Origin of the sequence: Desulfofarcimen acetoxidans DSM 771, assembly GCF_000024205.1 — a bacterium.
GTDB classification, from domain to species: domain Bacteria; phylum Bacillota; class Desulfotomaculia; order Desulfotomaculales; family Desulfofarciminaceae; genus Desulfofarcimen; species Desulfofarcimen acetoxidans.
On sequence record NC_013216.1, the window covers coordinates 1816403 to 1835650 of the forward strand.

General features: G+C 40.4%; 17 protein-coding genes and 1 riboswitch. Of the genes, 9 read left to right on the forward strand and 8 right to left on the reverse strand.

Going from position 1 to position 19248, the window contains the following annotated elements:
• The first annotated feature begins 10 nt into the window (after positions 1-10).
• A complete protein-coding gene (locus DTOX_RS08425) occupies positions 11-943 on the forward strand; it encodes an MltG/YceG/YrrL family protein (RefSeq protein WP_015757290.1) in 933 nt (310 codons plus the stop codon).
• Between the two features lie 3 nt (positions 944-946).
• Here the strand turns inward: DTOX_RS08425 and DTOX_RS08430 are convergent, their stop codons facing one another.
• Entirely contained in the window at positions 947-1804 is an 858-nt protein-coding gene (locus DTOX_RS08430; protein WP_015757291.1) for a response regulator, read from the reverse strand.
• A gap of 257 nt (positions 1805-2061) precedes the next feature.
• Here DTOX_RS08430 and DTOX_RS22915 point away from each other — a divergent pair, with 257 nt between their 5' ends.
• Positions 2062-2238, forward strand: coding sequence for a hypothetical protein (locus DTOX_RS22915; RefSeq protein WP_015757292.1), 177 nt, complete (start codon positions 2062-2064; stop codon positions 2236-2238).
• Between the two features lie 141 nt (positions 2239-2379).
• Complete coding sequence (locus DTOX_RS24775) at positions 2380-6951, forward strand: cation-translocating P-type ATPase (RefSeq protein ID WP_015757293.1); 4572 nt, start codon at positions 2380-2382, stop codon at positions 6949-6951.
• 94 nt (positions 6952-7045) lie between these two features.
• Here the strand turns inward: DTOX_RS24775 and DTOX_RS08440 are convergent, their stop codons facing one another.
• Complete coding sequence (locus DTOX_RS08440) at positions 7046-7591, reverse strand: hypothetical protein (protein WP_015757294.1); 546 nt, start codon at positions 7589-7591, stop codon at positions 7046-7048.
• A 151-nt stretch (positions 7592-7742) separates the two neighbouring features.
• Between DTOX_RS08440 and DTOX_RS21410 the strand changes: the two genes are divergently transcribed.
• The 3 genes from DTOX_RS21410 to DTOX_RS08455 all read left to right on the forward strand — a co-directional run bounded on the left by DTOX_RS21410 (position 7743) and on the right by DTOX_RS08455 (position 9100).
• The gene (locus tag DTOX_RS21410; protein ID WP_015757295.1) at positions 7743-8405 is read left to right on the forward strand and encodes a DUF5132 domain-containing protein; all 663 of its coding nucleotides are present in this window, start codon (positions 7743-7745) and stop codon (positions 8403-8405) included.
• Positions 8392-8619, forward strand: coding sequence for a hypothetical protein (locus DTOX_RS08450; RefSeq protein ID WP_015757296.1), 228 nt, complete (start codon positions 8392-8394; stop codon positions 8617-8619). The genes DTOX_RS21410 and DTOX_RS08450 overlap by 14 nt, the downstream gene beginning before the upstream one ends.
• A 316-nt stretch (positions 8620-8935) precedes the next feature.
• Positions 8936-9100, forward strand: a complete 165-nt coding sequence (locus DTOX_RS08455; RefSeq protein WP_015757297.1) for a rubredoxin — start codon at positions 8936-8938, stop codon at positions 9098-9100.
• Between the two features lie 115 nt (positions 9101-9215).
• Here DTOX_RS08455 and DTOX_RS08460 read toward each other — a convergent pair whose 3' ends face one another.
• From DTOX_RS08460 to DTOX_RS08480, 5 genes are all read right to left on the reverse strand, one after another.
• The gene (locus tag DTOX_RS08460) at positions 9216-9515 is read right to left on the reverse strand and encodes a hypothetical protein (RefSeq protein WP_015757298.1); all 300 of its coding nucleotides are present in this window, start codon (positions 9513-9515) and stop codon (positions 9216-9218) included.
• 3 nt (positions 9516-9518) lie between these two features.
• Positions 9519-9773, reverse strand: coding sequence for a hypothetical protein (locus DTOX_RS08465; protein WP_015757299.1), 255 nt, complete (start codon positions 9771-9773; stop codon positions 9519-9521).
• A 29-nt stretch (positions 9774-9802) separates the two neighbouring features.
• Complete coding sequence (locus tag DTOX_RS08470; protein ID WP_015757300.1) at positions 9803-9997, reverse strand: hypothetical protein; 195 nt, start codon at positions 9995-9997, stop codon at positions 9803-9805.
• Between the two features lies 1 nt (position 9998).
• Entirely contained in the window at positions 9999-12929 is a 2931-nt protein-coding gene (locus DTOX_RS08475; protein ID WP_015757301.1) for a dynamin family protein, read from the reverse strand.
• Between the two features lie 285 nt (positions 12930-13214).
• On the reverse strand, positions 13215-14372 hold the full coding sequence (locus DTOX_RS08480) for a (Fe-S)-binding protein (RefSeq protein WP_015757302.1): 1158 nt from the start codon (positions 14370-14372) through the stop codon (positions 13215-13217).
• Positions 14373-14704: 332 nt separating this feature from the next.
• Here DTOX_RS08480 and DTOX_RS08485 point away from each other — a divergent pair, with 332 nt between their 5' ends.
• Positions 14705-15499 (forward strand): carbon-nitrogen hydrolase family protein, encoded by a 795-nt coding sequence (locus DTOX_RS08485; protein ID WP_015757303.1) that lies wholly within the window; start codon positions 14705-14707, stop codon positions 15497-15499.
• Positions 15496-16449: a tRNA modification radical SAM protein MnmL/YtqA gene (mnmL, locus tag DTOX_RS08490; protein ID WP_015757304.1), complete on the forward strand. Its 954-nt coding sequence runs from the start codon at positions 15496-15498 to the stop codon at positions 16447-16449. The genes DTOX_RS08485 and mnmL overlap by 4 nt, the downstream gene beginning before the upstream one ends.
• A 173-nt stretch (positions 16450-16622) precedes the next feature.
• Here mnmL and DTOX_RS08495 read toward each other — a convergent pair whose 3' ends face one another.
• Positions 16623-17381 (reverse strand): carbonic anhydrase, encoded by a 759-nt coding sequence (locus DTOX_RS08495; RefSeq protein ID WP_015757305.1) that lies wholly within the window; start codon positions 17379-17381, stop codon positions 16623-16625.
• Between the two features lie 183 nt (positions 17382-17564).
• Positions 17565-17734, forward strand: a riboswitch (M-box (ykoK) riboswitch).
• Between the two features lie 218 nt (positions 17735-17952).
• Here DTOX_RS08495 and DTOX_RS08505 point away from each other — a divergent pair.
• Positions 17953-19245, forward strand: a complete 1293-nt coding sequence (locus DTOX_RS08505; RefSeq protein ID WP_015757306.1) for a magnesium transporter — start codon at positions 17953-17955, stop codon at positions 19243-19245.
• The last annotated feature ends 3 nt before the right edge of the window (positions 19246-19248 follow it).

Sequence of the window (19248 nt, forward strand, 5' to 3'; positions counted from 1 at the left end):
AGGTAATGAATTGTTAAAAAAACTTGTTCTGGCTATTTTTTGTATAAGCCTGTTGATTTCTGCCGGTTGCACTGCTAAAAAGCAGACTGAACCTAATACTCAAAACAAACCTGAGGCAGGCATAATTATGAGTGATTTTCAGGCCCTTATTCAAAAGAATTCCAATGTGGATGAGATTGCTGAATTCTTAAGTAAGAACATTTCCAGTGTTTCTAAAGAAGATGCTACAAAGATGGTAGTTGGTTTTGAAGAAGAACAGAAAGACTATCTTACCCTACTTGAAAATAAATTTAATGAAGATGGCATGCAAGATAAGATAATTAATGAATACAAAGCTATTACCTCTAACTCCGATATTAGTGATATTGAGCTAAAAGAACTAATGTCTGTAACAAAAAAGAGCGGTTATAAGATAGAGACAGCTGAAGGTTTCTTCTTTCCTATTATTGACTATGGCTTTTACAAAAATTTTAGTTCATTTGTGACTGATGATATGAAAGATTATATTAAAATAATGACTGAGGAATCTAATAAAATCCCGGCAAAGGACGCTGCGCTTGTTATTAGTTGGAATGAAGTACTGGAAAGAGCCCTGCAGCAGGAAAAGTTTATTAACTCCCACAGTGATTCCGTAAAAATTAATGAAATAAAGAAATTATATAATAAATACGTTACTTTTGTTATATATGGTACAAACAATACCCCGCTTTTTAGCTATGACTCAGAAACTATAAATCCTGAAGCCAGGGAAGTTTATCAGAATGCAGTTAAGAATGTTGGAGACAGTCACTTATTAAAATCACTAACTGGATTTTTAGAAATACTTGAAGATAACCACTACAGGCTAACAGCTGAAGTTGGGAAATATCGAGAGAGCCTTGTTAAAAAATTGAATGAAAGCCTGTCAGAAGCCAGTAATTTAGAAAAAGAAAATGATGTGTAAAAACTATTGCTTCTTTTTCTCTCGTTGTATTTTTTCCAATGCTGCCCGTACTTTTTCAAATTCTTTTTCGGTATTTGCAACTTGTTCTGTTATATCATCAAGATTGCCGCTGCGCCCGATAATTTCCAACTCATTACCAAGGGCAAAAAGTTTCATTGCTCCAACGTTAGCGCTGCTTGATTTGAGAACATGTGCGGCAAACTCCAGGGCAATTGCATTTCTTTGCAGGAATGCCTCCTTTAGGGCTAAAAGCCGCTTGGGTGTTTCACCAAGGTAGATATTTATCAGTTCATTGCCAAAATCAATTGTTCCTTCTATATGTAAATTCTGATAGCTCTCCAATACCTTCAGATCAATGACATCATTGTATTCTATAGATAGCAACTCCTGTCCGTTGTTTACAGGTGGTTGCTCTTTTTGTTTAACAGCTGAATTTAGCCAGTGCTGCAACACCTTGAGCAGCTGCGTTCGGTTTATTGGTTTGCTAATATAATCATCTATTCCCGCATCCAGGTAATTCATCCTGTCACCCTGCATCCTGTGGGCTGTCATAGCAATTATGGGTATGTGACGGTCACTGCCTGCCTCCGATTCACGTATTAATCGGGTAGCTTCATAACCGTCCATTTCAGGCATCTGAATATCCATCAAAATCAGATCGTATTTAATTCGTGATATGGCTTCAAGCACCCCATACCCACTTTCAACTATATGGGCTATAAGGCCGAAATTTTTTAGCAGTTGTACAACTACCTTCTGATTAATAATATTATCTTCAGCCAGTAAAATCAGACCGCCTGAAGCTATTTTATCAGTATCTATTTCGGAGAAATCAGGCATGTCGTTGCTTCTAATTTTCATTTTTAAATGTTTCCTTTATAATTATCTGATTATAATGATAAAAATTTAATTTGTGAGATTGTACTACCATAAGCTTATAAATAAATTATCATAGATGAAAAGTTTTTACCATAAAAATCTACAAAATAGATCAAATTTTTTAAATTTGTTCAATAAAGCTAGATTATTATGAAAAATTATACTGTAAAAAGAAACGTTACAACTAGACTCTTACTAACATATGATGATAGAGAAAATCATAAAAGGAGTGCTACATAATGAGTCTTGAAATTAATCCTTTTACTTTATTTTTGATATTAATACTGCTAATTCTAAGCATGCAGCCAAACTCAGAAGATGAATTGGATGAGTTTGCCGGTGCTTTAGAAGCAATAAAAGAATCAACAACTCATTTCAGAACTGGCTTGGCCAGAATACAAGGTATTATTAATTAAAAAAATAAACTTGCAATAACTGGGGATAATTTCCGCAGTTTTTTTGTTGCTTTTGAATATATTAAGCTGCTACGGTTGGGAAAAATACTATTTATTCATAGGAGGTGAAAGAACATTGCGATAGATAAAGGCGTCTGTATAGTGCACTGTCTGCCTGGTAGGGTGAGGTTTTTTGTCAAGCAATTGTTTGGCTGCAGGAACGCTGCTGAAAGATTTAACCGTCTTTTAGTGCAGCTTGAAGGTTTGAGTTCGGTGAGGGCCAACCACATGACCGGGCGTGTTCTGGTTGTTTTTGATGAGAAAATCATATCTGTAAAAGAAATTGCATATTTACTTAAAAATTTTCACCAGTTGGAATTGGCCTATTTAGAAACTGCCTCTACCGTTGATGCAAAAGCAAAGTCCGCTTCTGACCGGAAGTTGGTAGAACCGGAGGATTTGCCTGTAGGCAGGCAGCTTTTTAATGTTATTTTAGGTGGCAGTGTGCTGGCTATGCTTACGGTTAAACGTTATACAATAGGAAAGTCGGTATTTTCCGGTTCTCAAAAACTTTTTAACGTGGCAGCGCTAACTGCTTTGGTATCAGGGTATCCAGTGCTTAGAAGCGGCGTAGGACAATTGTCTCAAGGTAGATTTAACCACGACCTGGTAATGAGTGCTATTGGTATTGCAACCGTTTTGCTCAGAGAGAGTATTCCGGGGTTGACCGTAATTTGTCTTGTTAACCTTACAGCCTTATTGCAAACTCTGGTTCGTTTGGCGGCACAAAAAGCCATCATAGATTTTGGTAAAAGTACAGCAGCACATAATGTTAAAGAGGAATTAGAGAATGATTTAATTAACCCGGATATTAAAGATGAGTTTTCCGGTGAACTGGCAGTAAATTTAAACATTCCTTATCGCAATTCAATTATACACTTGTTGGGACAGGTAGCAAAAGAGGATGAACATGATCACTCCATTATAAAGGCTAGAGTTAATGCGGGCATTAGCAGCAAGGATAGTAAAAATTTAGACAGCAAGCCTAATCAAAAGGCTTGGCATGATATTGCCTTCTATCATAGTAAAAAATCTTTGCCTTACTGTGCAGGCTTAGCCGGAATAACAGGTATGGCTGTTAACAGCTTCAGTCATAGCCTGGCCATGCTTTTGGCGGCTAATCCCGCTCCTTCGGGTCTGGGAACCTCAATAGTACAAACTGCGGGCATGACGATAGCTGCCAGACGGGGAATTATGATCAAGTCCGCAGAACATCTGGAAAAGATGGCTCTTGTTAATTGCTTATTGTTGCCTGCTTCAAATACCCCCTCTGAACTGAATTCGGGGATTTCTCAGTACCGGAAAGAGTTGAACAGGCTCGGTATTGAACAAATCATCACTGTGGATGGCAGCCATTCGGAGGAGGCAAGACTGGCTCTGGTAGAGGAGCTTAAACGTAATGGAAAAACGGTGGCTTATATAGGCAAGACAGAACTTGATCTTCCGGCACTCCAAGCAGCAGATTTATCTCTGGCCGGGTATGCAAGCGACCACTCAGTGATTACACAGGCAGGGGTTTTATTGTCAGGGAAATATTTGCCTAAAATTAAGGAGTTTCTGTATATAGCCAGGCAAGCGGAAAGCATGTTTAACAAAAATCTACTGCTTGTCAGAGGTTTTAACGCGCTTGGTCTAAGCCTGGCCGCCATTGGTATACTGTCTCCTGCAGGTGCGGCAGTTTACAACAGTTTAATCAGTATTGCTGCAGCTGTAACGCTGAGTATGGGCATGAAACACGGCCTTGTTAATGACGTGGGAATATCCAAGGCGCAGGCGTGCTCTGCTCAAACACAAAATAATTTGCCTGTATTAATAGAAAAAGGTTCGCCGGTTAAAACTCATACCCCTGCACGTGCATCCTCCACTCCCACCAGTAATTATTACCAATTGGAGCTTGCGGAACTGTACCAAATATTTGATACTGCAAAGGATTTTGGATTGACAGTGTCCGAGGCAAAAAGCAGACTGCAGGACTATGGTCACAATCTGCTGCGGGAGAGTAAAACCCCAGGATTCCTGAGCAGGTTTATGGCTCAGTTAAAAGATTTTTTAGTCCGGGTATTGTTGGGTTCTTCACTGGTATGTGCTGTTATGGGTGAATACTATGACGCACTGGCCATATTAACTATTCTGGGTGTAAATGCTTTCTTAGGCGCGTTGCAGGAGTATAAGTCGGACGGTGCTTTAACTGCTTTAAAACAAATGACTGCTCCCAATGCCAAAGTTTTTAGGGACGGTCAATTGTGTGATGTAGAAGCAACTGAACTGGTGCCCGGAGATATTATAACTTTAGAGCAGGGTGATAATATTCCGGCTGATGTGAGGATTATTACAGCCAATGGTCTGGAAGTAGATGAATCTGCTTTGACCGGGGAAACCTATCCCGTAGCCAAACGGGAAGGGACAATTGCCGATTGCCTGACTTTGACAGACTGCAATAACCTTGCCTTTATGGGCACTTCTGTCAGTAGGGGACGGGCTACTGCCATTGTTGTGGCAACAGGCATGGATACGGAGATCGGCAAAATTGCTGATATGCTGCAAGGTGTTGGAGACGAACCCACACCCTTGCAAAACAGGCTGGTTCAGGTCGGTAAATCGGTGCTGAAGGTATCTGTCGTGGCAAGCGGGTTAATCGTGCTGGTGGGTATTATCAGAGGCGGTTCAATGTTAGAGATGTTTATGACCGGTGTCAGTCTGGCAGTAGCAGCAATTCCTGAAGGTTTGCCGGCTGTAGTGACTCTGGCTTTGGCTGCCGGAGTGGGGAAAATGGCTAAATCCAACGCAGTCGTGCGCAGGCTGCCGGCTGTTGAAACTCTGGGCAGTGCCACAGTAATATGTACGGATAAAACAGGTACTTTAACGAAAAATGAGCAGACTGTGCAGTCTGTATATTGCTTTGACCGGTTGTGGCGTTTTAGCGGTACAGGTTACAATCCGGCTGCCGGTAGAGTTATTGATGAAGGTCAAACTACCTCAGAAAGGCATGTACTAAACAGAACTTTAACTGCTGCTGTTTTATGCAGCAATGCCGAACTTTTTCAGGAACAGGGTTCCGGCCTTTGGAGCGTTCGGGGTGATCCGACTGAAGGAGCCATCATTGTGGCTGCCCGTAAAGCAGGTCTTACCCTGCAAGAATTGCAGGATAAGTTTACACGAATTAATGAAATCCCTTTTGAGGCGGAAAGACGCCGCATGACCGTGTTTTGCCAGGATAAAAAAGGTAGAAGAATGGAGCTTATCAAAGGCGCTCCGGATACAATAGTCAATGCCTGTGCTTGGACGTTGGGTAATGGTGCCACAGGCGAATGGGATTTGCCGATAGAAAATAAACTTTTACCTCTGGACGAAAAATCGAAAAATAAAATCCTTACGATAAATGAAGAACTTACGCAGAAGGCCATGCGGGTTTTGGGAGTTGCTTACCGCTACTATGAGCACGAGGAACAGGGTTGTGAACAGGGGTCTGTTTTTCTTGGTTTAATCGGTATGGTTGATCCGCCCCGGGAAGAGGTGCGCCAGGCTGTGTCCTGCTGTCGAAATGCCGGGATTAAAGTGGTTATGATTACCGGTGATCATCGCAATACAGCTCTGGCAGTGGCAAAAGAACTTGCTTTAATCGGAGAGGAGCAGCAACCTGCCGCCAGAAAGGTTATTACAGGCTATGAATTGGATCAAATGAGTGAAACTGAGCTGGAGCAGATAATTAGTGAAATCAGCATTTTTGCCAGGGTACTGCCAAAGCATAAACTGCGTTTGGTTAAGGCTTTCCGGCGGCTGGGTGAAGTAGTGGCGATGATTGGGGACGGGGTTAATGACGCACCGGCAGTGAAGGAAGCAGATATTGGTATTGCAATGGGTAAGACCGGTACTGATGTGACCAAACAATCGGCTGAAATAATAATTACTGATGATAATTTTGCCACTGTTGTGACTGCAGTCGGGCAGGGCAGAGGGATATATGAAAACATCCGACGGGCAGTTCGTTATCTTCTGGCTACCAACGCCGGTGAGGTTATCTTGATGTTTGGCAATGTTCTACTGGGTATGCCTTTAGCCATGATACCTATCCAACTATTATGGCTTAACCTTTTAGGCGACGGTTTGCCTGCTCTGGCTTTGGCCGTTGACCAGCCTGATCCACAGTTAATGTGTTGCCCGCCTCGTGCGAAAGACAGCAGTATATTTGATGAGGGTATGAAACAGAAAATTTTATCACGTGGTATAGCTATAGGATTCACTGGTTTGGGTGTATTTGCTTGGAGTTTGAGGTATAATGATCTCTGCCGGGCGCAAACCATTACTCTGGCTGCTTTAAGCGGCAGCCAATTATTGCACGCTATTGATTGTCGCCACGACAGGCAAAGTCAAGAGGGCCTGTTTAAATCAGGGATTCAGGAAAACTGCTGCAATAAACCGGTTGAGATAAATAAACTGCCTGCCAATAAGAAACTGCGGGGGGCTGTAATTTTCTCGGCTGCTTTATTAGTGGGTGCGGTACACCTGCCGTTTGCCCAGAGGACCTTAAAAACCTGTTCGTTGGGTATTAAGGATTGGATTACCGTGTTGCTGGGAGTTGGCTTTACATCAGCGTTGGACCGGGCTATATTCAAACTTTTGCCTGAAGAGAAGCTAAAAGATAAAAAAAGTTTACTTTCTTTTCCCGCTCAATAAGAAACTGATATAATAATAAACCGGCATCCTTAATCGGGATGCCGGTTAAATAAAAAGAAGAAATTTTTTCTTAAGTGTTATGGACTATATGCTGCTAGTTTTTATATTTCTTTGCATCGTCGAAATTATGCTCTTCGATGTGTGGCTCATAGTTTTCTTCCGTATTTTCTTTGTCTTTGCCGCAATTGGAATCTGTGCAGTTGCACATTGATTCGGATTGCTCAACCGGCTTTTGCATACTGCCGGTTTGCTCAACTGATTTCTCCAGTTCACGGCGGGCCTCTTCAACATAAAGACTTATTTTTTCTCTGGCCTGGTTAATCATTCCCTGAACCTCATCTGCTGCGCATAAGCCCCCTCTTACTGCCGTTACTCCAGCTGTGTGAAGGTGATCCCTCAAATTAAACTTGCTGGTTTGCTGCTCACGTGCTTCAGCAACTAGCTGCTGCCAGTTGTTGTTTAGCTGGTCTCCACTTTCCTTTAGACTATCAGCTAAAGTAAGTATTCCCTTAGTTGTAAGTACTGCCAGTCCGCGCAAGCTTTTTTTGATTACCGGTGAACCTGCTCCGATTAAAATACCGGCAGCAATCAACCCCACCGGTGTAAATTGTTCCAGTGAGCTTATCCTCATCCATCTCATTGTTAATACCACCTCCATGACAGATAGTATTAGCCTGTTGCATAGAATTTTATGACAGGTAAAATTTAAAATGCCGTATATGTAGGATAAATTAACAGTAATGGGGTAGATTAATTTTATAAATTTTGAGAACAGAGAGGTGCACCGGGATATGCAGGAAGGTATGCAGTATCGGGATCAGCTTGACCGGCAAATGGTAAACAGCATTAAAGAAGAAATACTGGCTGATTTAAAAGCACAAAAAGAAGAAGAAAGAAGATATGAACGTAGAAGCGGCAACTATTTAAGAGAAGACCGGAGTAGGAACAGCGGATTCCAATACTCTGACAATAATGTTGTTAGGGAAGAAATATTAAAGGAACTGCGTGCGGTTGAGGAAATAGAAAAACGATTGGCCCGCCGGTCAAACCCTCACACAGCAGGGCTGGTCAGAGAACTTTTGGAGGAAGCCAGAGAAAAAGGTATGACCGTATCTGAACTTATTCAAGCTATGTCAGGCAGAAAACCAAATTTAAGAAACAGGCTGTCAGATATGTTATTTAACTCACAGAGATTTCCTTTGGGTGTGGGAGCAGTTTTACTGGGATTGTTATTGATTCCCGCAGCCAGAGGGGGCTTGCGGCCACTTGCTCGTAAAATTGTAGAAGAATTTATAAATATGTCGGAAAAAACGCAAACTGTAATTGCACGGGCACAGGAGGATTTAAGCGATATTGTGGCCGAAGCGCAGTTTGCCAGGCTTGCTGATTCAGCGCAGCAGGCAACGGAAAATAATATACCGGAAGGATTGAGTAAAGACAGTGAAGTTCACTGAATTGGAAAGTATACTAAGCGAAGCGAGTCAGAAAGTGCACGAAGCTGTAGACATAAGTATAGCACTGAGAATGAAGGATTCAACTGATAACGAGAAAATTACAAGGGTCTGGGAGGATTTTTTGGGTAATTTTATGAGCTATGTTAAGGAAAAGGGGCGGGAAACAGGACATAATTTGATGGCCGGGCTATCCTTCAATCGTATTATGAAATAAGAGATAAGACCCTTTGCCTGTGCATAAGGGTCTTATCTCTTATTTGTATCATTGGAAATTATTCTTATGATGGAGCTGCGGATAAGTTGTTGTTTAATGTAATTGAAATTTATATTTCATTAGCAAGGTTAGTACTGCATAATTTCTAATTGGTACAAATGCCTGTGGCTGTTCAAAAGTCGCTCATGACTACTTTTTTGAAATAATAATTATATTAAAACAATAACAAATGTTTTTTGAGGAAGTTATGGAATTTAACTGTGTTATTTGATATGATTAATCAAGGTTCTATATTTTATTAAGGAGGATATAAAGTATGGATAGATGGGTATGTGAGCTTTGTGGTTACGTTTATGATCCTGCGGTAGGTGCTGAAGGAGTGGATCCCGGCACACCTTTTGAAGAGCTTCCCGAGGATTGGGAGTGTCCTGAGTGCTTAGCCAGCAAGGATAAATTTAAGCTTGAGATGCATATGCGGTAGAGGTTAGTTATAATAGCTGCTTTTAACCCGGACGAGCAGGTTACCCGTTAAATAAGTATTTGATTTATAAAAACTGCTGTACAAACTAACCAGGATATATATCCTGATTAGTTTGTCATTTTGTTAATATAGCAATAAAATTAATTAAGGTAATAACTATGGCAATAAATGACAAAAGGCTGATGTTTTTGTGCGAAGTTGAGAGTCTGTCCAGTTCTGTTTTTGTAAGCATAATATTTTCGATTGCTTGATTTAATTCTTGCCGCAATTTTTCCTTTTCTGCTTTTGAACTGTTAAGCAGGTTGTTGATCTTTAAATCAAGCTTTTTATAATGTTCTTCAGTTGGGTTAACCAGCCTGCTATGAATAGCGGTAGCCAGTGATTTTACTACGGTTGTTTCCCCCAGATTGTTCATTGTTTAATTCTCCCCGGCCTGTTCAATAGCGTTGCGGATGGCTTCCAGGATTAATACAGGACACTGGTCGATTTTTTTTTCCAGTTCGTTTATTTTATTTAATACTTGTTGAAAATGAAGATCTTCTCTTTCCTTAAAATCTTCAAGCTTGCTGACTGTACGGTTATTATCTTCCAGTATAGGCTTAACAAATTTCAACTTTAACCCTACCAGGATATCCTTCATTACTAGATCCATGTCATTATTAGAATTGTTCAATCCAATCCCTCCTAAGTTAAGATGCCGGTTTACAGCTCATCCAGGTTTTTTTTAAAAGCTATTAACAGTTGATTAAGCTTTTTTTCGGATTGTTGATTAAGCATTTTATTTAACCGCTCTTCCAAGTCCTGTATTAAATCCAGCTTAATATTATGGCCGGTTTTTGAACTGATATCCCGAACAATCTTTTTTAATCTTTCATCGAGAATTCTGGCGTTTTCCATTTTAATTACCCCCCGTTTCCAGTATATTTTTTATGTCCTGAAGTTTTTCATAGAATTCACCTAAAGCTGGGTTGTAATTTATCTGAGTCGACACCAGTATCTGACCGGGTGCAGCAGCCGTTGTTTTAGTTATGAGAGAGTTGTTTGTTGTTCTGGAATCCCTGTCGATTTCTTTTAGCAACTGGTTTGACCAATTTTCTAAACCTAGTTTTATATTATCCTGTTCTTGTAATATAAACTTTTTTATATCACTTCTAATTTCCAGTTCTTTTACACGATTAAAAAAGCCGCGGTTTTGTTCCAGAGCTAAACATAAATTTTTTAGTGTTGGGCTTATCTGCAATGTTTGGGGAAGCTCTGAAGAGCAACTCGGAAAATACTGTTCTGTGAGCATTATCGCTTTCCGGCAGTTTTCAATAATATAATTATTTAAGGCAGCAGCCCATTGAAAATAAGAGAGACATTCGATTATTATATTTTTATAAAAAGACAGGTATGTCTTAGACTCTTTTACCCCTGTCAGAAAACCTATGAAATCCTGTTCGCTGCTTAATTTGTTTATAACAGATTCTAATTGGATGAAGCGCCTGTCAATTTCCGCTATTGTCTCTGTTTTATATTTTATCAACTGTGCAGTAAGCAGAGATTTGTTGTTTTCTGCATTAGTTTTTTGAGTGATAGGACTCATTTCTTCAGCATTCTTAATATTATCTATAATATTAAGAATGTATTTTATTTCCCGGATGTAACCGGACAACACTTTTTTACCCCTATAGTCATAGACTGAAGATTCAATATCATTTAATAACCCTCGGAAACTGCCGTCATCTTTGTGCAGTAGTGCGGCAAGGGATGAAATGGCATATATCGGTAGCTTATGGTTGACACCTGTAATATATTGCTGTAAAAGTTGAGTTGCTTTTTGCTTCTCATTCTTACTTAAAGTATCGGCAAAGTTCAAAATGAAAAATATCTTTTTATAAGCCGTTGGATCTACTTTTAAAAATTCTCTGATTCTGTTAAGAATTATTTCAATTGGGTTCGATATGTTTTGATTAAATAAAATATGACGGACGTTGAAAAAGATCAGGTAGATGTCACTGTTTTGCAAGTAATCAGTTGTAATTTCACTGTGGTGCTTGTGAGTGGAATCCAAACCCGGTGTATCAACAAAGACTGAAGTTTTTAAGTATTCAGCCGGGTGGTAAACCTCAATCCTTTCAATTCTGAAGCCATTGCTGCTGGTTATCGCTTCTTGAAAGGCCTTGACTCCCGCAGCTGTTTCCAGTTCAAATCTCATTGGAGAAGCCTGGTGAAAGGTGAGTCGAACTTTTTCTGTTAAAAATCTATGTGTAAAAAATTTTGCGGAAACTGTTTTGTACTTTGATGATAGGGTCAAGTGCATAGTTGCTGTTTGATTGTTTTGCAATATGTTTATTGACTGATATATGTCATTCCTTTTCCCTGACAGTAATTGGAGGTCATGTTTGATTTTGTCGTACTGATCATTGCCGGTGTTTTTAAATCGTTTGTTTTCAAAGATTTCAACTGACTTGATTTCTTTTTGTTTTTGGGTTAACCAGTCGGATAATGCCTTTATTTCTCCGGCACGTGGTTCTATTTTTCCGTCTATCCTGTCATATAGCTGTAAAGTTACCTGAGAGGCGGGATAGATTATAGCTTTTTTATGATCCGCATAGCTTATTTGGGTAAGAGCAAAGGTGGTCGGTTTATTTTCTGCCGGGAGCACTTCTTCACCCATTAAAGCGTTAAAAAAGGTTGATTTGCCGGAGGAAAAGCCCCCGGTAGCAACTATGTTAAAACGCTCTTTATTTATTTTTTTGATTAATTTCTTGATAATTTTGTGAGGATTTGCCCGATCATTGCCGGCAGGGCAGGATGCCCTGATACGGTTTAGCAAGTCTAATAATTGTTCCTTGATTTCTGAAAAATTCATGCATTTCTTATAAGTAAGCTTAATAGCGGTGTTCTGCTCTGTTTTACTGGTATTCCTTTTATCATTGTCTTCTAATAACCTATTCAGGTGCTCGGTATAAGGAGCAGTATTCAATTTAGTTTCAAATTCCAGCAGCTCTTTAACTGTTTGTTGCAAGTAAGAGTATTTTATTAAAAAGTTGCCGTTAGAAAAAGTATTAAATGTTTCTTTGACTTGCCGCTCCAGAGATTTATCTTTTTGCACCAGTACTTGCCGTAGTTGCTTCATGACTTGTACAGCCAAGTTGGTTTCCAGGTATAGTCTGATCAGTGAAATATTTTCTTTATTCAACGTGTTTATACTATGCAGATGGGCAGCACCGGGTAGAATCTCTTGCAGTACAATCCGTGTTTCTTCCAGAGATGTCCCGTCAAAGTTAGTTAGGTTGCAGTTTATCCAGAAAGATACCCTGGAAATGTTTTTAAATAAAGTGCAGCTTATTGATTGAAGCAGCCAGCGTTTGTTGAATTCCTCTACACCGCGTTGATGAAATAAATAGAGCAGCAGGTCCGCATCTCTTATTAACTTAATCAGATAGCGATTGTTGATAAAGGGACTGTCCAGACCGGGGGTGTCTACCAGGGTCATTTTTTTGAGTAAAGGGTTATTCAGATAAACCTCCGCCAGTTCAAAGGGGTCATTATTTTTGCCGGACAGGGCTTTTAGAAATTCTTTTTCCTGCTTGAATTTGCGTGATTTAAGTTTGCCATAATTAATTTCTGCGTGAAAAGCTTTACCGTACTGCAGCCTGATAACTCCCTTTGTTGAAGGAGCTATATCAACCGGGCTTATTTCAGTTTGTAAAAGTCCGTTAATCAGGGTTGATTTGCCGGAGTTATAAGAACCCAACAAAACTATTTCCGGTTTGATTAACTCTACCTTAAATTTATCCGCTAGTTGATCGGACAGAAGAAGGAATTCATTAATATAATCCATAGGGCTCAAGCCCCCTAAATAAATACTTCTAAAATGGAATATATTAATTTATATAATAAAATATTACAGATTGATGTAAAAAATTAAATAGCTTAACGTAGGATGGGGAAGGCATGGATTAATAATATTGAAAATAAATAAAAACCCCCTTAATAGAACGATAGTTCTTTTACCGTGTCTACTTGGGGGATTATATTAAAAAAGCGATGTATTTCTATGCTGTTTTAATTCTATTGCCTAATTAGGTTATCTAAAGTGAACTTTGCTGCAAATCCTACTATAGTATTACAGGCTTTCTTTTAGTATTTCACTTAAATCTTTTACTGCTAAAACTTCATCTTTGTTTTTAGTTTTAACGCTGTCTTCAAACATTACTACGCAGTAAGGGCAGGCTGTTACTACATAATTTACTTCCTTGGCTGCAGCTTCTTCTACTTTTTCATCACTGAAACGCATGTGGGCTTCAGTCTCCATCCAGATACGGGAGCCGCCGCCGCCACAGCAAAGGCTGTCCTCTTTATTATTATCAAATTCCACTACTTTTAACTCGGGTACTGCTGACATCAATTCACGAGGGGCATCGAACAAGCGTGCGTGACGCCCTAAATAGCAGGGCTCATGGTAAATTACTTTTTGGTCTACCGGATTGGTGAAGCTTAATTTACCATCTTTAACTAGTTGATTGATTATCTCTGTATAGTGATAGACTTCGTATTCACCACCGAAAGCAGGGTACTCATTTTTAAAGGTATAATGACAATGAGGTGAAGTGGTGATGATTTTCTTAACACCTTTGCTGTTAAAGAGGTTAATGTTGTGCTCAGCGAGAGCTGTAAAAGCTTCTTCTGCGCCAATTTTACGGATAGATTCACCGCAGCATTTTTCCTCTGCCGACAATACACCAAAGCTTACTCCGGCTTTCTGTAGCAGTTCAGCGATGGATTTTGCAATTTTCTGGCTGCGTGAATCAAAAGCCGAGGTGCAGCATACATAGAGAAGGTACTCAGTGTCCTCTGTAAAAGCGGGCACTGCAGCATCTTTAGCCCAAATTTCTCTCTTGCTTTTATCTTGAGCCCAGGGGTTGCCCTGACTGCTGATACTGCCTACAACCGCTTTCAAGTTTTTAGGCATAGCTCCTGATTCGCAGATCATGCTGCGCATAACTCTGACCACGTTAAAAATATCAATACCACGGGGACAGCGGACGGCACAATGTTTACATGTGGTGCAGGCAAACAATACATCATCGCTTTCATAGCCTTCGAAACCCATGCGTCCCATATACAACATTTCGCGAATTGTAAATTCGCTGCCAACGCGTTTCCATGGACAGGTGGCAACACAAACGCCACACTGCATGCATAGTGTAATTTCTTCGCCACCGTATTCAACGATGACATCTTTTATCTCGAACATTGGTATTCTGGCTTCAGCCTCTGACATCTTATAATTTCCTCCTTGCGCTAAATAAATTAAGAATATTGCTGCTTTCATTTATTAAAAGAAACGTAGATTAAAAGATGGATACTGCTGCGTCTGGAATTAATTAAAACTTATCACCCCCGTTATATATAGTCTGCTGTATCTAATGTTGAATATATATTACCTTCCCCAAGTACGCTCAAAATCCTGCTTCTTTATACAAAAAAAATCAAATAAGCAGTTAAAAAGTGTACAGATTGTAACAAAAGTCTTCCGTATTGTATGTATACAGGTTGTTTAATTCTGGTTATAAGTGTTATTATTATGATGTAGGAATTTATCCGAGGTGGCTTATGAAAAATATTGTTATTTCGATTATTCAGTTTGAAAGGAAAAAGCTCGATAAGGAGTATAATCTGGCCGCTATGCGCAGTTTCTTGCGCTGTGTCAAAAAAGATACCGATATAGTGCTAATGCCTGAAGGCTGGCTGGGACCTGATATACTGGATATGCCCTCGTATATAGCTGTTTTAGAGTTTCTGGTGCAAGATCTGCCTCATGAGAACTGCCTTTTGGTAGCAGGCGCTCATTATGTGTCTTCCGGCAGCAGGGTTTTATCCAGGGGAGCTTTTGTATTGCCCGGGGAATTAAAAGCTGTATATTTTGAAAAGCAGTTTCCTTCTCACGCTATTAAAGAGAGGCAATTTGTTGCACGGGGAGGTCACCTGCCGGTAATAGATTTTAAGGGCATAAGGATAGGCGGAGTGGTATGTGTCGATTTATTTTACCCGGAAGTGGTGAGAGGCCTAGCCTTGAGAAATGTGAAGATAGTGTTTAACCCTGCGAATATTCCTGACTGCCGTATGTCGCTCTGGCATAAGCTGGGGGTAGCCCGTGCCTGTGAAAATACTGTTTTCGTTGCCATGGCAAACAATACCGGTACAGCTTATCCCGACGGACGTGCTGTTAACGGGCAAAGCTTTATAGCCTGTCCGGGTGGTGATAGTTTGTTGACCTGTGGAAACGAACCGGGTGTTTTTCAATTTACAGTTGATCTGGAAGAAATTGAGCGGGTGAGGGAGCGCTGGCAGTACCTTCAGGATATAGTTGATGAAAGGGATCGAGTAGAAAGGTGGTACCTTTGGTGACTCAGAGAAACTCCCGCTATAGCCAGTATTCGAAACACCTGGTGGAGAAATTTGGACAAAAAGTTTATAAGTTGCCTGTCAATCTGCCTGGCACCTGTCCTAACCGGGACGGAAAAGTTGGACGGGGTGGTTGTATTTTTTGCGATGAGGAAGGTGCCGGATTTGAATGTTTACCCGGTACTTTAACTGTTCAAGAGCAAATTGCTGAAAACAAGGCTTTTTTTCAGCAGCGTTTCAATGCTCATAAATTTATAGCCTATTTTCAGGCCTTCACCAATACATATATGCCTCTTAACGTCTTTAAGGAAAAAATGCGGGCTGCCTGCCAGGATGCAGATATTGTCGGAATTTCTATATCTACCCGTCCTGATTGCATTAATGACAGTTATCTTCAATATTTACAAGATTTGCGGCAGGAAAGAGGCAGGTTGAACATAAATATTGAGCTCGGTTTGCAGACGGTTAATTATCATACCCTGAAAAAAATTAACCGGGGGCACACTCTGGCCGAGTATGTGGACGCTGTTTGCAGGATTAAAAAGCATGGTTTTGATGTTTGTACTCATTTAATACTCAATTTACCCTGGGATAATCTAACTGATGTTGTTGAGAATGCCAAACTCGTTTCTGCTTTAAAGGTAGATTATGTTAAACTGCATTCTCTTTATATTGTAAAAAACACGGTTCTGGGTGAAATGTATAGAAACCACGAATTTTCGGTGATTACCCTGGAGGACTACATTCATCGGGTGGTTGCGTTTTTGGAGTATCTTGCTCCGGATGTTGTGGTTCAGCGCCTGGTTGGCAAAGGACCCAAGGAAAAAACATTATTTAATAACTGGGGTGCCAGTTGGTGGCGTATTAAAAACATGGTAGAGAATTGCCTGGAGGAAAAGGATACCTACCAGGGAAAACACTTTGACTATTTGAATGGAAAAGCTTTAAGATAATGAATTGAAAAAGCCTTTGCTTCGGGTGAACCGTGCAAAGGCTTAAACATGTTAAAGATTCAAGAAAGTCGCCTTAATCGACTTTCGGGCAGCTACAGTCACTTCTACTACCCTGAAAATAAACTCAAAAGTACAATTTCCGTTCTCTGTGGTGCTGCACCGCGGCTGCAATATTACTTGCCTGCATCGAGCCACTCAACCTGTCCGGTAGCGAGATGGTACTTGGCTCCCATTACTTTTACATGACCATGTTCTATAGCTTCTTTAACCACAGGACTCTTTTCAATTTCAGCTACTACAGCCTTAATATTTTCGTCAGCAGATTTTTCAATCAGCTCTTCCTGTGAATTGCTGCCTGATGCTTTGGCCTTATCTACTGACGGTTTAATTGTTTGCACAATACTTCCTATACTGCCCGGTGCTTCACCGCCCTGGACCGTGGCGGTAACAGCACCGCATTTTTCATGACCCAGCACTACAACGAGGGGAACTTTTACGTGTTCAACAGCATACTCTACACTACCCATACTCACAGGATCAACTATATTGCCCGCATCGCGTATAATAAATATATCGCCGAGCCCTTGATCAAATAAAAGTTCAGGCGGTACACGCGAGTCAGAACAGCTTACAACGGCAGCAAAGGGATGTTGACCTTTTAATAATTCATCCCTTTTAGCCTGACCTAAATCTTTATTAGCCAGTTTGCCGGAGACAAACCTTTCATTGCCTTCAATAAGAAGTTTTTTAGCGTCAGCAGCGGTTGCCACATCGGCAGGTCTTTTGTAAACGGAATCAGGAGCAGCGGAAGTCATTTTCCCGGGCGCAGCGGTGCCGGCCGTTTTTCCCTGGGATGTGCAACCTGATATCAGCATTAGTGAGGCTATAAGGAGCAGCGCCAGCAGGAACCCAAGGGACTTGTTTTTTGTCATCACAATCACCTCTCAATTTTGATAATTTTTAATATTCTATAAATAAGCTTTTTTTCCTCCTCTGGTAATAAAAATCTGTCGTTTTTATAATAGAATTTTAATACTTTAATATTTTAATACGTTAAGGCTTTTTAATATGCATTGACATTACAGTCTTTTTTCTATATATTAAAACTGAACTTAATAATTCCTCGTTAGGTGAGGCTTCTGCATAGAACATATGCCACTGCCCGGATAGGTCGAAAGACCGTAACGGGTTAACAGGTATTACCGGATTAAGGTTTTATCTAATGTGGCTGAGATTTATGTCTCTAGCTGTGCATGTGCCAAAACTCGTACGAGTGGGGAATGGGAACTGTTTTAACAGCCGTGGCGTAAAAATCATACGTCTTTCCCAGGCTGTTTTATTTTTTATGGTAATTATTTGTATTTTAACAGAGCTTATTATATTTGCGGGAGGTGGTTCAAACTATATGGACAGTGGTTTGTCCGGTTATAAAAATGAAAATATAAGTTTGATCACCTTGCTGGGAAATCATCCCGGATTGTGATCCGTAAAGAGGTGAAAATCATGGAGTTAGCCAACGGGATCAAAATCTTGGGACAATTTTATATCAGTGGTATTTTGTATAAAAAAATTGTCGATGCCAAAGGGAGAAAAGTTGGAGAGGTCAGAGATTTGGCTGTGCTCTGGGACGCTAAATCTCCACATACAGTGGGTATAAAATATGCAAAAAATATACAGAGCTTAATCCCAATAACTGCGGTAAGCTATTTTTTACCCTATGTTGTTTTGAAAGATGAATTTGAAAAGATAGAAATGTATAGCCTCAAACCGGACGAAATTATGGTTAAGAAGTGGCTGCTGGATAAACAGATTGTCGATATTAAAGGATCAAAGCTGGTTCGTGTTAACGATATTCAGCTGTCCTGGGTACTGCATAATGATGTATATGATATTATGCTTACTGCTGTCGATATCGGCACACGCGGCTTGTTCAGACGGGTCGGGGCAGAATTCCTGGCTTTTCGGGCCAGAGAAAACCTGGTTAAGTGGCAGTATTTAGAGCCTATTGAAAGACGCACATCAAACATCAGGCTTGCTTCACAGGAAGGAAAGATTAACCGGCTGCACCCGGCAGATTTAGCTGATATTATCGAAGATTTAGACCACAGGGAAAGGTCCACTTTATTTGCCAATTTGGATAATGTCGTAGCAGCAGAAGCCCTGGCGGAAGTGGATTTGGATACTCAGGTAGATATTATTGAACAGTTGGATGTTGAACGGGCGTCGCAAATATTGGAGGAAATGGCCCCGGATGAATTAGCGGATATTCTGGGCGAATTGCCGGAAGAAAAATCCGATGAGTTGTTGAAACTTATGGAACCGGAAGAGGCCGAAGATGTCCGGGAATTAATGAATTATCCTGATGACACTGCCGGAGCCTTAATGACCACGGAATACATTTCTATGCCTGCTGCGATAACTTCCAGGGAAGCAATTGAGAAACTTCGCGAAGAGGCACCCGTAGTTGAGACAATCTACTATATCTACATTATTGATCAGGCAAATAAGCTTTTAGGTGTTGTTTCTTTAAGACAACTTATTATTGCTAAACCCGAAACCGAACTGAACAGTATAATGGAAAAGCGCTTTATCAAAGTTTTGGACAGCGATACCCACCAGGAAGTGCTTAATGCTGTTTCTAAATATGACTTGATAGCTGTACCTGTCACAGATGAGGAAAACCATATGCTGGGTATTGTAACAGTTGATGACGTTATAGATACATTATTGCCCGATCGCAAGAGCTTGGAGAATTTTTCTTACTTTATGATGCGCAAAGTATCGGCTCGGAGGTAACGG